A 14,997-nucleotide genomic window follows, 5' to 3' on the forward strand; every position below is an offset into this window, starting at 1 on the left:
GTACACTTCCTTCCTTATCAAATCTTCTTCCGCATGAACAAACAGTAAGCACCACACTGATTAAGATTCCACTTCATTTAAAATCAGCTCTTTTTCCTACTGTCATCCTCTCCTATACAAACTATTGGTATACTAAAGAAGCTACTTTCCTCTACGAAAGTAGCTTCTCTTTCCCTTTCTCCTTCTTCGGAAAAAGAACATATGAAAATGAAATAGCTGTATCCACTAAAAGTATAATCGCCCAAACTTGGCTAACGCGACTCGCTGCTTTATTTAAAACGATTCCTGATTCTAACCAATTCCCCCATTGTTCAAATGGTACAAAACCGTACAGAAAGAAAAAGAAAATATGCACAACAACAAACAAACTAAGGTGCAATACCCAATTTTTTATTTCCTGCTTCGCATAGGCCATACCTGTTAATTCTATCTGTTCTTCCATAATTGGTAATGGTTCATTCCTCCGTTTCGCAACTAGCTTTTGCGCAAATATATCAAGCTTCTTCAAATCCTTTTTTCCGTAAAAGACCGCATACAATAAAATAATTACAGTAATGATTTGAAAGTTAGAGAACTTTCCTGTTTGATAATAGTCCACTACCCCTAAGGTTAAAATGAATACTTCGTTTACGAGTAGTACAATCCCCATAATAAAACTCGCCTTTTTCAAACGAAATCCGTAACGGAGTAAAAAGAAACCGATAGCCGATAACCAAAATACAATTTCTGCCCCAATTAAAAAATACCAACGATATTCTGCGAGCATACTCATTTATCCCTCTCCTTTTCATCATAAATACGAAAAGCTTCATCCATATATAGTAAAAGTTCTTCTTCAATCGGATACAGGCTCATTTTCTGTGAATCTTCCTTCGATTTTCTAACTTCCCATAACTTATCTAAAAACGCTTCATCACCATTAGCCATTTCTAAACATTTCTGCATTAATTTCTTCGTTGCCCCTTGTACCTCATCACTAGCTACTTCTTTACCGTCTTTCATAAAAGTACGAAATTGCTTTAATAAATCTACCCATTCTAAAACATTCGGGTCTTCCTTACTCATGTTTGGTAAATTATGAAGCAATTTTTGTTCTTCCTTTGAAAACACTTCATTTTGAAATATTTCACGTATACGAGAAGACTGCTTCGAAAGCTGAATCAGTTCAAACATAACTTTCCAATCGAGTTCTCCTTCCACATCTACCGAATAAACAACTGCTTGTAAAACACTCTCCATTCGATTAAATTTCTTTTGTTCTTCCTGTACAAACCGAAGTTGTTTTTCAAGCGAATTTTTTAAATCGAGCTCACCTTTTACTAACATATTCGCAGTTTCTTTTAATGAAAATCCCATTTCCTTTAAAAACAAAATTTGTTGCAAACGAATAACATCAGCTTCACTATATAATCGATGTCCACCCTCTGTTTTACCACTCGGCTTCAATAAATCTATTTGATCATAATAACGTAATGTACGTACCGTAACCCCTGTTTCTCTCGTCAATTGTTGTATTGAAATCACTACCATCACCTCTTCCCCCTTCATTATAAAAGATGACGTTACGTAACTTTCAAGCCTTTTGTAAAAAAATACAAAAAGCTGTTTATACTCTTTGTATAAACAGCTTTTATGGAAATAACCCCTTGTGTACAGCACGCCCACAAAATAAAATAAGTGCTCCAACAACAACGCTCGTTGCTGTTTTATGATAATGAGCTAATAGTAATAAATAATACGATAAACCTACAGTACCAATCACAATACAAATGCTTGGCACTGGATTACGAGAAAAATTTTGCATTCCCCAAAGAAGCGCAAATATGACTGTAGCGACACATAACACCGGTAATCCCATCCCAGTTCCCCTTTTTCTATCTATTCCTTGTTGCGAAAATACTCGTTGATGCCATACTTATTGATAAACCAAAAATAACAATATATAATAACTCATTTACATGTACTACTGGCCTATCTAAATACTTATTTACGCAAAGATACATAATGAACAAAAAAACGAAGCTTGTCATACAAATCGTAAAATATGACTTCATCTTATTCACAACACGCTCATCAATCGACGGCACTCCCTCTTCTTTCAAACGCTTCTGTTCTTTATATTCTGAAACTCCATATAAAATAACTAGCGCTACATTCGATATGAAAATAGTTCCCCACGAAATACTTAACATTATTAAACTCGCATTTAAAATAAGCCCCGCTATAAATAAACTTCCTATAAACCTTATAACATCTTGCTTACTCATACATGATCAGCCTCTTTTTGATTTCTATATTTCCATTTCGGCCAATAGTTCACAAAGAAATAAACAAACTGCCCTAGTACAAATAACACAAACGGCATACCAGCACTTCCGTAAATGATTAAATTGTACAAACTCCACACAGCTAAACTAATCGCGAAAAATAACCCTACATATTTAAACGCTTTATCCGACTGAAATCTCTCAAACTCATCCTGCATTTTTCTCTCCCCTTACTCTAGCGTAAATATTTCTTCCACCTTCACTCCAAAATATTTGGCGATTTTTAAGGATAACTCTAGACTCGGATTGTAATGATGGTTTTCAATCGCCACAATTGTCTGCCGCGTCACCTGCATCGCTTTTGCCATTTCAACTTGCGTTATATGATGCTGCTTTCTTAATTCTTTAATTTTATTTTTTACACCCATAGGCTCCACCTTCGAAAGTAAAGATATCTTTACTTAAATTATAAATATTTTCCAGTTACAAGTAAAGATATCTTTACAAATTTTAGAAAAATATTTCACTGAACATCTTTTCTAACAAAGTACAGGGGGAATTAAATTTATATCAGCGATTTCCTAAATATATCAGCGCAACTGAAATTATATCGGCGATTCCCCAAATATATCAGCGCAACTCCATTTATATCGGCGATTTTTTCAATATATCGACTTACCGACAAATACCGACATCCGTAGCACTATAAACATAAGAAAGAAGCTGTCCCAAAATATCTTTTGGAACAGCTTCTTCTTCCTACTACATAAATCCTAACGCATATACAAGAACGTATCCAAGAACCGATAGACAAACCGAGCCGATCAGCCCCGCCACGAATGCTTTGCTTCCTAACTTACGGAATGTTTTAAACTCTACATTTAAACCAAGTCCCGCCATCGCCATTGCGATAAGCATGTAAGCAAGAACAACGATGTACCCAGCAACAACTTCTGGAATAACCCCGAGCGAATGCACTGCACTCATTGCTAAAAATCCGAAGATGAACCATGGAATTGGAAGGTCACGCCACGATCTTTTTTCCTTGCTACCTTCACTCTTCCCAAACCATACTCCAATTAAAATCGCTACTGGTACAAGCATTGCTACGCGCGTTAATTTCACGATAACTGCGATGTCTACAGCCGTGCTTCCTCCTGGCGCCGCAGCTGCGATGACATGAGCGATTTCATGCAGCGTCGCACCCGAGAATACACCGTAACCGTACGGAGAAAAGCCAAGCACTGGATATAATAGCGTATAAATAAGTGTAAATATCGTACCTAAAATCGCAATAATTGCAGCACCAACTGCTGTTTCATCATCCTTCGCTTTCACTTGCGGTGCAATTGCCACAACCGCTGCGGCGCCGCAAATTGCTGTTCCACATGCTGTTAAAATCCCAAGTTTTTTCTCTACTTTAAACACTTTCGTTAGCCCATATACAACGAAAATGGTAAATGTAATAACAACCGCAGCGATAACCAATACTTTCGGTCCTGCCTTTGCAATATCAACAAGATTTAACCGCATTCCAAGTAAGATAATCCCAAAGCGAAGCAATTTCTTACTGGCAAAGTTCGTCCCCGCAATTGCTTCATGAGGGACTCCAATTGCCGCGCGCCAAACCATCCCAATTAGAATAGCAATTACTAATTGTCCCATAATATTTAAGAATGGAAGCTCCGCTAAATATTTCGCCACGATTGCGATTAATAGTGTAATCCCAATTCCTTGCGAAAATCCAAAACGCTTCTTCTTTTGTATAACAAGTGTTTGTTCCACTTTGAACCACTCCAATAATCGTATTGGAACATGCATGTTCTTTCTACTTACATTATAAGAGAGTTTCTATAATAAGTTTAATACCAATACCAAATCTCTATCATCAGAAATACTTATGATAAGATGATAGAAAAAGAAAGGAGCCGATTATATGAATGTAGACATTTTAAAAATCTTTGTTACTGTCGTTGAGCAGAAACATTTCTCCCGTGCAGCAGAATTATTAAACCTTTCACAGCCTGGCGTAAGCATGCATATACGCAACTTAGAAAATGAATTTGGAACTACACTTATTCAGCGCTCACCGAAGCACGTTCAAGTGACCGAGGCCGGAAACATTTTATATATACATGCAAAGCAAATGCTCTCTCTTTACGAAGATGCTAAGCAAGAAATTAACGAGCTACATAACGTTGTAACAGGAACTCTTCGCATCGGTGCTAGTTTTACAATTGGCGAATACTTACTTCCGAAAATACTAGCTAACTACGCGAATGAAAATCCACACGTCGAAGTTCACACCTTCATTTCAAATACAGAAGACGTTTTGCAAAGCCTTCGCTCTAATCAAATCGATATCGGCTTAGTAGAAGGGCAAGTCGTATACGCCGACATTGACGTTGAAACGTTTATGCAAGATGAAATGAAGCTCGTCGTTCCACCAAACCATCCACTGCTCCGCACAAATGAAGTGAATGAAAGCACACTTCAAGATCAAGTATGGGTATTAAGAGAAAGTGGTTCTGGTACACGCGCTTATAGTGACCGCTTTATTCATCAACACCATTTAAAAATGAAGCGATTTTTTACATTCAGCAGTATACAAAGCGTGAAGGAAGCGGTTAGTGCTGGGCTTGGCATTGCTATACTTTCTGATTGGACTGTACGGAAAGAGCTACTGGCAAAAGAGCTATTCCACGTCGAAGTTCCTAATGAACAACTTATCCGTCCATTCTCCATCGTGCGTGGCAAATATTTCATCCCATCTAAAGCTATTCAAGTGTTTTTAAATCATGTAGATTCTTTTGCGAAAAAACAGAGTTGACCCTCACATTAGTGTGAAGGTTTACAATACATGTAAAAGGAGTGAAACGCATTGCGAATCGGGGAGTTATCAAAAGAAACTGGCGTTAGCGAAAGATCACTAAGACATTACGAAGAAAAGGGATTACTCCCATCGAAGCGCCTCGCAAATGGCTATCGTGATTTCGACAAAAGTGCCGTCGAAAAAGTAGAGCTTATCCAAATATACTTACAGCTCGGCCTAAATTTAGACGAGACAGCAAGGATGCTGCGCTGCCTTGAAATTGAACCGCACTTGTACGACAATCCGTGCAGCAGCATCCTTACGCTTTACGAAGATAAACTTAATGAAGTAACAAAACAAATCTCATTACTTTCCAGCATTCAAACGAATTTGCAAAAACACGTTTCACTCCTAAAACAAGCAAAAGAAAAGGAATGATTACATGTTTGTTATACATGGCAGTTCAAGACAAAACGGAAATACAGAAGCTTTAACACATATGATGATAGAGGGCATTGAAACAGAACAAATTTACTTGCGAGACCATACAATCCATCCTATTACAGACCAACGTCATAATGCAGAAGGATTCCAACCTGTAGATGATGACTACGAGCAGTTAATGAAACGCATGTTAGAGCACGACACAATTATCTTTGCTACACCGCTATACTGGTACGGAATGAGCGGACATATGAAAAACTTCGTTGATCGCTGGTCACAAAGCTTACGCGATACATCACTTCATTTCAAAGAGAAAATGAAAGGTAAAAAAATGTATGTTGTCATCGTTGGCGGAGATAACCCAAAGCTAAAAGCATTACCGCTTATCACTCAGTTTCAATACATCTTTGATTTTGTTGATTCATCATTTGAAGGGTATGTTATTGGGGATGCGAATGGACTGGATGAAATTCAAAATGAGGCTGAGGCGCTAGCGAAGGCACAAATTTATAATAAAGAATTCAAAAATCACAAGCAGAAATAAGTTTGACAAATTCGTTTGTATGCGCATACAATAAAAGTAATATTATGAAAGGAAGGTACTTTGACCAATGAAGTTCTAATTCTCTTATTTATTTCATCCATCACAAATAGTGAACAAAAATGATGAAAACTAGCAGGGGATTAGTCTGTCCATTTGTCGATACTTTCTTTCGAAACGATCATGTAAAAAAATCGTTTATTTATGTACGATTTTTACATGCAAGGGCGACGTTTATCCTCTCTAGTGAAACTAGGGAGGTTTTTTTATGACTATTTTATTCGCACGTAATATTGAGAAGAGCTTTGGTGATCGCACCCTATTTACGTTACCATCACTGGAAATTCAAGCAAAGGATCGCATAGGAATTGTTGGCGTCAACGGGGCTGGAAAGTCTACGTTACTACAAATATTAAGTAAAGAAATAGAAGCTGACAAAGGTACAGTAACTCATCATAGTTCTATCTCCATCATTCCTCAGCTTAGCGAGGAACTGCCGGAAACTGCTACTTCTCTCGCAAAAGGAAAATGGCGTATTTCAAACGTTGCAGATTCAATGAGCGGCGGGGAACGAATGCGCCTAAAGATTGCCCATGCGCTCGAACAAGATGCAGGCCTTCTATTCGCTGATGAACCAACAAGCCACTTAGATATGGCCGGTACAGAGCAATTAGAAAAAGCACTTTTATCCTATAAAGGGGCACTTGTTTTAATATCACATGACCGTGATTTTTTAGATGCGATATGTACAAAAATCATCGAAATCGAAGACGGTACTATTCAAGAGTATAAAGGTAATTATTCAAACTATCGCAAACAAAAAGAACGTGAGCAAATACAAAAACAAGCAGAATATGAGCAATATGTACAAGAAAAAAATCGTTTAGAGCAATCCATTTTACAAAAAAAGCAACGTGCTTCTAGCATGACCAAAATCCCAACACGGTTCAGTTCATCTGAATCTAAACTTTATAAATTAAGTGGGGCTCATGGCCAAGAACAGGTTAGTAAAGCAGCAAAAGCATTAGAGACACGTCTTGAAAAACTAGAAAAGAAAGAAAAGCCAAAGGAGCTTTCTCAAGCCCAGTTTGACGTACAATACCATACACCCATTCATAGTAAAGTGGCAGTACAGTTCAATAAAGCAACAAAGAAAATAGGTGACCGCACACTATTTAAAAATATGAATGGAACGATTGCTCCTGGTGCAAAGCTTGCTATTTTAGGGGCAAACGGAAGTGGAAAAACGACCCTGTTCAACATGCTTCTCGCAAACGAGCGTGGCATTCAGCTTTCAAAAAGTTGTAAGATTGGGTACTTTGAACAAACACTATCCATTTTAAAAACAGATAAAACCATTTTAGAAAATGTTCTAGAAGAAACAAACTATACAGAGTCGTTCGTTCGCACAATACTTGCACGGCTTCTATTCCGCCGTGAAGATGTTCATAAACCTGTGCACGTTCTAAGCGGGGGTGAACGAATGAAGGTTGCACTCGCAAAAGTATTTTTAGGAAATTACAATATGCTTCTGCTCGATGAACCGACAAACTATTTAGACTTAGCAACGCAAGAGGAATTAGAACGCATGCTACAAGAATATCCTGGCACTATACTTTTCATTAGCCATGACCGTTCCTTCATTCGTTCTGTTGCAGACCATATTCTACAAGTAGATGAAAGTGAACCAAGAGTATTCCACGGTAATTACGAGCAATACACAAACAGAACAACCGATGCTTCTGTAAACGTTACTGCACAAGAATTATTACGATTACAAACAAAATTAACAGAAATCATCGGCCGAATTTCCATACCAAATCATCACGATGACATCACATCTCTCGAACAAGAATACGAAACATTATTAGTTAAAATCCGGAAATGTAAAGAAGCACTTTAATGTCTTCCCTATATATCGACGGGGCCTTCCACATTTCCCAAGAAATATTGAATTTTCGACATAGCATACAAAAAGCCGTGCAGTTCATCAGCACGGCCTTTTACTTTATATACGGACAGCAGTCCCGCTCACAGCAACCATTAGCATCCCTTCGCGAACTACTTCGTAATCCACATCGATACCAACGATGGCATTCGCATTTTTTTGTCTTGCGAGAGTTTTCATCTCTTCCATTGCGATGTCACGTGCTTCTTTCAATTTGCTTTCGTAAGCGCCTGAGCGACCACCGACAACGTCACGGACAGAAGCAAAAAGGTCACGAACGATATTCGCCCCCATAATCGCTTCTCCATTCACGATATCGACATAATCAATAATTTCTTTCCCTTGAATTGTAGAAGTTGTTGTTACAATCATACTGTATAGCCTCCCATATAAGATTTCCACTTACTTATGGTGCGCTAATTCGGCAAAAATTATATTTACGAACTAAACTGCGCTTCGTATAACCTGCTGTATCCTCCGCCTTGCTCAATTAATTCATCATGTGAACCTTGTTCTGCAATCCCATCTTTATTTACAACGACGATGCGATCTGCATTTTTAATCGTTGCAAGTCTATGAGCGATAACTAATGTTGTACGACCGACAGATAGTTCAGCAAGTGATTTTTGAATCGCAAGTTCCGTCTCTGTATCTAGCGCAGAAGTTGCTTCATCTAATATTAAAATTGGCGGATTTTTCAAGAACATACGAGCAATCGCTAAACGTTGCTTCTGTCCGCCTGAAAGTTTCACGCCGCGCTCACCGATAACAGTATCTAAACCGTCTGGTTGTGAGTAAATTAAATCTTCTAATTGAGCTCTCTTTACCGCCTGCCAAATTTCAGCCTCTGATGCTTTTAAATTTCCGTAAGCAATATTTTCACGAATCGTTCCTGAGAATAAGAACACATCTTGCTGCACAATTCCGATTTGCTTACGAAGTGAAGATAACGTCATATCTTTCGTATCAATACCATCAATTTGAATCGATCCAGATGATTGCTCATAAAAACGTGGTAATAGGCTACATAACGTCGTTTTCCCAGCTCCAGATGGTCCAACGAACGCAACCGTTTCACCTGCGTGGATTTTCAAACTAATATCATTTAAAATCGGTTCTTTATTTTCATAACCGAACGTAATGTTGTTATATTGAATATCACCGTGTACATGCTTCACTTCCATTGCATCTTTAGAGTCTACAATGTCAGGCTCTGTTTCAAGAAGCTCTACATACCTTTTAAAACCGGCGATCCCTTTCGGATAGCTTTCAATTACCGCATTAATTTTTTCAATTGGGCGGAAGAAAATATTCGTTAATAAAACAAATCCGATAAATCCACCGTACGTTAATTCACCTTGCAGAACAAACCATGTACCGCATATTAAGACGAAGAGCGTTACGAGACGCATAAGCATATAACTAATCGATGAATTTAATGCCATAATTTTATATGCCATTAATTTCGTTGTACGGAAACGAGCGTTGTTCACAGCAAATTGCTCTTTCTCAAACTTTTCATTTCCGAATGCTTGTACAACGCGAATACCACCAACGTTGTTCTCAATACATGCATTGAAATCAGCAACGTCTGAGAATAAACGTCTAAATGTACCTGTCATTTTTTTATTGAAGTAAAGCGCTAACCATAATAAGAATGGAATGACAAAGAACGTTAATAGCGCTAACTTCCAGTTGATCATCATCATAAATGAGAACGCCCCAACTAAAGTCATAACAGCGATAAATAAATCCTCTGGCCCGTGGTGAGCAATTTCCCCAATTTCCATTAAATCGTTTGTAAGACGCGAAATTAGATGACCCGTTTTATTATTGTCAAAAAATCTGAATGATAGCTTTTGAATATGATCAAATAATTTCTGCCTCATATCTGTTTCAATGTTAACACCAAGCATATGTCCCCAATATGTAACAACGTATTGCAAACCTGCATTTAACATATAAACTGCAAGTAAACCGAAACAAGCCCATAAAATAAGCGTCCAGTTTTGCCCTGGCAATAACTTATCAATAAATTGATTTACGATAAGTGGGAAGCCAAGCTCTAGTAATCCTGCGACAACTGCGCAAGAAAAGTCGAGTATAAATAAACCTTTGTACGGTTTATAGTAAGAAAAAAATTTACGTAGCATATCTTCCCTCCATTTTCCAAAATTAAAAAGACTCCCTAAATGATAACCATTATCAAATAATTATTCAAGTTATCCGTCTATAAAACTAAAAATAAGGTTTGCGATAGTTGTCGTTTTTTGCCGGAAAGTCGATATATTCCAATAATCGCCGATATAATTTCAGTTGCGCTGATATATTTTCAAAATCGCCGATATATCTCAAGTTGCGCTGATATATTCGGAAAATCGCCGATATAAATTTCATTTACTAACTACCTTCCCCCGCCCACCCAACAAAAAAAGGGCTTCACCTCAAGGTGACACCCTCACATCTATTACATCGCTTCCGAATCCCACTCATGCTCCTGCTGAACAAATACAATACCTAGTTCATGATGTCCTCCGGCGTATAATGCCGTTTGAGCAAGGCGAAGCTCACCATTTGTATCTAATACTTCTAATTTACAAAATGCTCCTGTCGTCTTCGTTTGAAGCGCATCATAAAATTCCTCAGCGCTTCTTGGAATGACTCCATTTACTTTCGTAATCATTTCTCCGGGTAGTAAATTCAGCTCTGCCCCAATTGTATTCGGGATTGTATCTAATACAACGAGTCCATCATTACGTGCAGCGAAATACGCTGGTCTTGTCTCATCTGAAATTTTCTCTTGCATGGAAATCGTGAACCGTCCAAGCATCGCAACTCCCATTGCGATAATTGCAAGTACGTGCCACCAATAACTTGCGATTCCTAAAATAAGCACAAGCCCTGCCAATCCGTACACACGTCTTCCTGTAAATAATAAAGCTTCCGTCGGCTCATAACTTCTAATCCTTCTCATAAATCCAATTAAAAATGGAACGAGGAATAGAGAATATGTATGTGAACCGATTGAAACGACAGGCCACCATGAAATAAACTGTGTTACTGCGTCACCTGGTACGAGAATAAAAATAGGAATGATCCATAAACGCTTTGATTCGTGTAAACCAATCTTTAGTCCACGCTTACCCTTCCTAATCTTCGGCGTCGAATATCCTACTGCATTTTTAGAAATCAACAAGCCCTCTACAACGAGCATAATGCCTAGCAAAATAGCAAGGGACACAATTGTATTCTCTTCACCTTCCCCAAGCTGTAAGAAGGAAACTGGTAGCTTAGAAGATAATAGAACACATACAATCGCGATACTAAACGTATAAGCTGCTGATAAATATCGGTACATAGCAGTTAATCCAAATAGTAATGTCCAAAGTAAAATGGCCCATAAGCTCGCTTTAGAAACGACAAGTCCGAGCCCAATCGTAATAATAGATACTACTAATCCATACCCAATCCCCGCAAATAAAGATGTTCGCAGTTCAAACCAAATATCATAAACTTTAAAAGAAAAATCTTTTCGTTCTCGTAACATACGTAAGTATCCAACGAAGATACTACTTATTAAAAATACATAGACAGCAGGGTGTAAGAAAAAACGTCCAACTGCCCGCATTATTTCAAAAATCCATGCCTCCACGAACCCATTCACCACCATTTATATCATTCTTTCTTTTTATATTATCATAACTGGACAAGCGTTTGTTTAACACAAAAAAATACAGGCAGCAAACTGCCTGTATTTCTTTTTATTTCGCCATTAATTTTAATGCTGACTGTAATTGTAAATCATTTTCTCCAGAACGGATTTTTTCAATAATTTTCGTTTGAATCGCCTCAGCTGTCTTTTTATCAAGCTGCCCTGTCGCTTCCATCTTATTCGCATTTTGGAATGCTTTCAGTGCTGATTCTGTCTCTTTACTAAAGTATCCATCTTCACGTCCTGGTACATATCCTAAACTCTTAAGCATTTCTTGTGCGTGTTTTACTTGTACATCATTTGCATTGTATGAAAGTGTCTTTTCAATTTGAATTGGTGTCGCATGATAATAATCTGGTTGTTTCACTTCTACAGTTGGCTTGATTCCTTTTTTATGAATCCAGTTTCCATCCGGTGTTAACCATTTGAACATCGTTAATTTGATATTGCTGCCATCTTTAAATGGAACAGCTTGCTGAACAGTACCTTTGCCAAACGTTTTTTCACCAATTAAATCGTATCCTTCTCCCTCTTTTAGCGCACCCGCTAAAATCTCTGAAGCAGAAGCACTTCCATTATCAATTAATACTGAAATTGGATATGGCTTTCTCTCTTTTAGTTCCGTAGAGAATTTCTTCTTCTCACCATTTCTTTGCTCTACTTGTAGCATCGGCTTTTTATCCGTCATAATTTCCCCTAGTATCTCTTCTACACTATTTAAGTAGCCACCAGGATTACCACGCACGTCAATAACTAGCCCTTTTATGTTTTTCTTCTCTAACTCTTTTAACTGATCCTTAAATTCTTTCGCTGTATTTTCAGCAAAAGAAGTGATTTGCATATAACCGATATCTTTTCCGCTCTCTTGTTTCACAGAGCTAAACACTGTGAAGATTGGAATTTTTTCACGCTTAATTTTAAATACAATCGGATCAGCTACTCCTGCACGCTTAATTTCAATCGCAACAGTCGTTCCTTTTTTACCACGAATCTTTAACACTGCTTCTTCACGTGATAAATCTTTCACACTATTTCCATCTACAGATAAAATTTGGTCATTTGGTTTAATTCCAATCTTTTCTGCCGGTGAGCCTTTAATTGGAGATACGATAATAAGCTTACCGTCCGTTTTGTTCACCTCAGCCCCGATCCCTTCTAACTCAGGATCAAGCGATTCACTAAACTGTTTAGCCGTTTCTTTATCCATATACGTGGAATAAGGGTCCTTCAGCGTAGACAACATGCCTTGTATTGCACCTTCGACTAGCTTTTCATCTTTCACGTCTTCCACATAACGTGAATCAATTAGTGCATACGCCTCATTAATTTTTGCCAAATTCCCTTGTGCAGTGCTAGCGTTTCCACTCGAAATTGTTTGCGTTACTTCTGCTGGGTTAACCCCAAATAAAGACATACCTGCAAACATTCCGCCAGCACCAATTAAAAATGCAACAACCATTCCAATAATTGCAACTCTACGTTTCAATGCGGAATTCCCCTTTCCAAAACACACAGGTGGTGTAGCAAAAGGCATCACACAGCGTGTGATGCCTTTACCTATTTCTACTATATGATAAGCTTGTACGAATTATGTTTGCAACTTTTTATACTTTTAAGAAACGACGAATTGACATTACGCTTCCCCACATACCGATTAAAGCCCCAATTAATACTAGTAAACCAGCTAATTGGAATACGAACGGACTATATGGTAGAAGTTCGAAAATTGTTCCGCCAAGTTTTTCGTTAAACATACCTTGTAGTGAATTATACGTAACAAGAATTAAGCCAATTGGAATAATTGATCCTAATACTCCTAGGAATAATCCCTCTAATAGGAACGGCCAACGAATAAACCAGTTTGTTGCACCTACAAGTTTCATAATTTCGATTTCTGTACTACGAGCATAAATTGTAATTTTAATTGTGTTAGAGATTAAGAACATCGCTGTGAATAAAAGACCAGCAATTAACACAATACCAATGTTACGACCAGTTTTTACAGTATCAAATAATCGTTCAACTTGCCCTTTTCCGTACTGAACATTACTTACAAACTGCATTTTTTCAATCTTTTTCGCAATTGTTGCTGTATCTGTTGGTTCTTTCGCTTTTACAACGAACACGTTTTTCAGTGGGTTATCTTGTTCAAATAACTCAAACGTTTTTCCGCTATCACCTAAGCTTTTAATTAAACGTTTTAATTCTTCTTCTTTAGAAGAATATTTAATAGATTCTACTTTTGCAATCTTACTCATATCATCTTCTAATTTCTTTTGATCAGCTTCTTTTGCTGCTGGATCAATGTGTACACGAATCTCTACATCTTGCTCTACTTTCGTCGCAAAATGGTTCATATTCATAATCGCTGTTAAAAAGACACCTACAAGTAATAATGTAACTGTTACTGCACTAACAGAAGCAAACGTCATCCATCCGTTACGTGATAGATTCTTTACACCTTCTCGCAAATGTCGACTAAGGGTCTTAGCCTTCATATCCGTATCCTCCCTCAATCTCATCTCGAACAATTTTTCCGCCTTCAATCGCGATTACACGATGACGGATTGTATTTACGATATCTGCGTTATGTGTCGCCATAACAATCGTTGTACCACGCTCATTAATGCGCGTGAAAATCTTCATAATATCAAGAGCTGTTTCAATATCTAAGTTACCTGTTGGCTCATCGGCAATTACAACCTTTGGTCTATTAACAATTGCTCTCGCAATCGCAACACGTTGCTGCTCCCCGCCTGAAAGTTCGCCTGGAAGTGCGTCTGCACGATCTTCAAGACCTACAAGACCTAACACTTCTGTTACACGCTCACGAATTGCATCTGGCTCTTCTTCAATTACTTCTAAGGCAAACGCAACATTCTCATATACCGTTAATTTAGGTAGTAATTTAAAATCTTGGAAAATTACGCCTAATTGACGACGGAAATATGGAACGTCTCTTTCTGCTAACGACTCGATAGTAAGACCATTTACATTAATTGATCCTGTAGATGGCTTCTCTTCACGATACATCATTTTAATAAATGTAGATTTCCCGGCTCCACTCGGTCCAACTACGTATACAAACTCACCTTGTTTAATGTTAACTGTAAGACCAGCAATGGCTTTCATACCATTCGGGTACTCCTTATAAACATTCGTCATTTTTATCATTATTTATCACCCAATACTTAATGATTTTTTTCGAAATACTTTTCTGTACATTTGAAAATAAAAGATGAACTTTTATTCTCGTTTAAACCACTCTTGTTG

The 14,997-nt window shown here is 37.8% G+C and carries 17 protein-coding genes; 4 read left to right on the forward strand and 13 right to left on the reverse strand.

The window, feature by feature from the left end; all coding sequences use genetic code 11:
* Window positions 1-151 precede the first annotated feature (151 nt).
* From ACVWY7_RS24130 to ACVWY7_RS24160, 7 genes are all read right to left on the reverse strand, one after another.
* A complete protein-coding gene (locus ACVWY7_RS24130; RefSeq protein WP_073524382.1) occupies window positions 152-772 on the reverse strand; it encodes a hypothetical protein in 621 nt (206 codons plus the stop codon).
* Window positions 769-1,530 carry a MerR family transcriptional regulator gene (locus ACVWY7_RS24135; RefSeq protein WP_000260365.1) on the reverse strand — a complete coding sequence of 254 codons (762 nt, stop codon included), beginning with the start codon at window positions 1,528-1,530 and terminating at the stop codon, window positions 769-771. The genes ACVWY7_RS24130 and ACVWY7_RS24135 overlap by 4 nt, the downstream gene beginning before the upstream one ends.
* Before the next feature lie 100 nt (window positions 1,531-1,630).
* Window positions 1,631-1,858, reverse strand: a complete 228-nt coding sequence (locus ACVWY7_RS24140; RefSeq protein WP_000524149.1) for a hypothetical protein — start codon at window positions 1,856-1,858, stop codon at window positions 1,631-1,633.
* A gap of 16 nt (window positions 1,859-1,874) precedes the next feature.
* Window positions 1,875-2,267, reverse strand: a complete 393-nt coding sequence (locus tag ACVWY7_RS24145; protein ID WP_000043103.1) for a hypothetical protein — start codon at window positions 2,265-2,267, stop codon at window positions 1,875-1,877.
* Complete coding sequence (locus ACVWY7_RS24150) at window positions 2,264-2,485, reverse strand: hypothetical protein (RefSeq protein ID WP_001150196.1); 222 nt, start codon at window positions 2,483-2,485, stop codon at window positions 2,264-2,266. Before ACVWY7_RS24150 ends, ACVWY7_RS24145 begins: the two co-directional genes overlap by 4 nt.
* Window positions 2,486-2,497: 12 nt before the next feature.
* Window positions 2,498-2,695 carry a helix-turn-helix transcriptional regulator gene (locus tag ACVWY7_RS24155; protein ID WP_000538359.1) on the reverse strand — a complete coding sequence of 66 codons (198 nt, stop codon included), beginning with the start codon at window positions 2,693-2,695 and terminating at the stop codon, window positions 2,498-2,500.
* A 334-nt stretch (window positions 2,696-3,029) separates the two neighbouring features.
* Entirely contained in the window at window positions 3,030-4,052 is a 1,023-nt protein-coding gene (locus ACVWY7_RS24160; RefSeq protein WP_139242292.1) for a YeiH family protein, read from the reverse strand.
* A 151-nt stretch (window positions 4,053-4,203) separates the two neighbouring features.
* On the opposite strand from ACVWY7_RS24160, the gene ACVWY7_RS24165 reads away from it, so the two are divergent.
* The 4 genes from ACVWY7_RS24165 (at window position 4,204) to abc-f (ending at window position 7,967) form a co-directional block, all read left to right on the forward strand.
* The gene (locus tag ACVWY7_RS24165) at window positions 4,204-5,097 is read left to right on the forward strand and encodes a LysR family transcriptional regulator (RefSeq protein ID WP_456524008.1); all 894 of its coding nucleotides are present in this window, start codon (window positions 4,204-4,206) and stop codon (window positions 5,095-5,097) included.
* A gap of 51 nt (window positions 5,098-5,148) precedes the next feature.
* A complete protein-coding gene (locus ACVWY7_RS24170) occupies window positions 5,149-5,517 on the forward strand; it encodes a MerR family transcriptional regulator (protein WP_001219214.1) in 369 nt (122 codons plus the stop codon).
* A gap of 4 nt (window positions 5,518-5,521) precedes the next feature.
* Window positions 5,522-6,067 (forward strand): flavodoxin family protein, encoded by a 546-nt coding sequence (locus ACVWY7_RS24175; RefSeq protein WP_000497623.1) that lies wholly within the window; start codon window positions 5,522-5,524, stop codon window positions 6,065-6,067.
* Window positions 6,068-6,332: 265 nt separating this feature from the next.
* The gene (gene abc-f / locus ACVWY7_RS24180) at window positions 6,333-7,967 is read left to right on the forward strand and encodes a ribosomal protection-like ABC-F family protein (protein ID WP_456524009.1); all 1,635 of its coding nucleotides are present in this window, start codon (window positions 6,333-6,335) and stop codon (window positions 7,965-7,967) included.
* A gap of 105 nt (window positions 7,968-8,072) precedes the next feature.
* On the opposite strand, the gene ACVWY7_RS24185 is transcribed toward abc-f, so the two are convergent.
* The 6 genes from ACVWY7_RS24185 to ftsE form a co-directional block, all read right to left on the reverse strand.
* A complete protein-coding gene (locus ACVWY7_RS24185) occupies window positions 8,073-8,384 on the reverse strand; it encodes a YbjQ family protein (protein ID WP_000637521.1) in 312 nt (103 codons plus the stop codon).
* A gap of 65 nt (window positions 8,385-8,449) precedes the next feature.
* Window positions 8,450-10,165 (reverse strand): ABC transporter ATP-binding protein, encoded by a 1,716-nt coding sequence (locus ACVWY7_RS24190; RefSeq protein WP_000944619.1) that lies wholly within the window; start codon window positions 10,163-10,165, stop codon window positions 8,450-8,452.
* A gap of 314 nt (window positions 10,166-10,479) precedes the next feature.
* On the reverse strand, window positions 10,480-11,682 hold the full coding sequence (locus ACVWY7_RS24195) for a PDZ domain-containing protein (protein WP_073524388.1): 1,203 nt from the start codon (window positions 11,680-11,682) through the stop codon (window positions 10,480-10,482).
* Between the two features lie 91 nt (window positions 11,683-11,773).
* Window positions 11,774-13,210, reverse strand: a complete 1,437-nt coding sequence (locus tag ACVWY7_RS24200) for a S41 family peptidase (protein ID WP_000830297.1) — start codon at window positions 13,208-13,210, stop codon at window positions 11,774-11,776.
* A 118-nt stretch (window positions 13,211-13,328) separates the two neighbouring features.
* The gene (gene ftsX / locus ACVWY7_RS24205; RefSeq protein ID WP_000645021.1) at window positions 13,329-14,222 is read right to left on the reverse strand and encodes a permease-like cell division protein FtsX; all 894 of its coding nucleotides are present in this window, start codon (window positions 14,220-14,222) and stop codon (window positions 13,329-13,331) included.
* Window positions 14,212-14,898 carry a cell division ATP-binding protein FtsE gene (ftsE, locus tag ACVWY7_RS24210; protein WP_000594316.1) on the reverse strand — a complete coding sequence of 229 codons (687 nt, stop codon included), beginning with the start codon at window positions 14,896-14,898 and terminating at the stop codon, window positions 14,212-14,214. Before ftsE ends, ftsX begins: the two co-directional genes overlap by 11 nt.
* Window positions 14,899-14,997: the final 99 nt, after the last annotated feature.

This window comes from Bacillus sp. TE9106W, assembly GCF_054062215.1.

Excerpts from the sequence above, each read along its gene's own strand:
- ACVWY7_RS24145 (WP_000043103.1), bottom strand. The coding sequence starts at position 2,267 with ATGAGTAAGCAAGATGTTATAAGGTTTATAGGAAGTTTATTTATAGCG.
- ACVWY7_RS24185 (WP_000637521.1), bottom strand. The coding sequence starts at position 8,384 with ATGATTGTAACAACAACTTCTACAATTCAAGGGAAAGAAATTATTGAT.
- ACVWY7_RS24195 (WP_073524388.1), bottom strand. The coding sequence starts at position 11,682 with ATGGTGGTGAATGGGTTCGTGGAGGCATGGATTTTTGAAATAATGCGG.
- ftsX (WP_000645021.1), bottom strand. The coding sequence starts at position 14,222 with ATGAAGGCTAAGACCCTTAGTCGACATTTGCGAGAAGGTGTAAAGAAT.
- ACVWY7_RS24155 (WP_000538359.1), bottom strand. The coding sequence starts at position 2,695 with ATGGGTGTAAAAAATAAAATTAAAGAATTAAGAAAGCAGCATCATATA.
- ACVWY7_RS24175 (WP_000497623.1), top strand. The coding sequence starts at position 5,522 with ATGTTTGTTATACATGGCAGTTCAAGACAAAACGGAAATACAGAAGCT.
- ACVWY7_RS24135 (WP_000260365.1), bottom strand. The coding sequence starts at position 1,530 with ATGGTAGTGATTTCAATACAACAATTGACGAGAGAAACAGGGGTTACG.
- ACVWY7_RS24150 (WP_001150196.1), bottom strand. The coding sequence starts at position 2,485 with ATGCAGGATGAGTTTGAGAGATTTCAGTCGGATAAAGCGTTTAAATAT.
- ftsE (WP_000594316.1), bottom strand. The coding sequence starts at position 14,898 with ATGATAAAAATGACGAATGTTTATAAGGAGTACCCGAATGGTATGAAA.
- ACVWY7_RS24130 (WP_073524382.1), bottom strand. The coding sequence starts at position 772 with ATGAGTATGCTCGCAGAATATCGTTGGTATTTTTTAATTGGGGCAGAA.
- ACVWY7_RS24140 (WP_000524149.1), bottom strand. The coding sequence starts at position 1,858 with ATGGGATTACCGGTGTTATGTGTCGCTACAGTCATATTTGCGCTTCTT.
- ACVWY7_RS24165 (WP_456524008.1), top strand. The coding sequence starts at position 4,204 with ATGAATGTAGACATTTTAAAAATCTTTGTTACTGTCGTTGAGCAGAAA.
- ACVWY7_RS24190 (WP_000944619.1), bottom strand. The coding sequence starts at position 10,165 with ATGCTACGTAAATTTTTTTCTTACTATAAACCGTACAAAGGTTTATTT.
- abc-f (WP_456524009.1), top strand. The coding sequence starts at position 6,333 with ATGACTATTTTATTCGCACGTAATATTGAGAAGAGCTTTGGTGATCGC.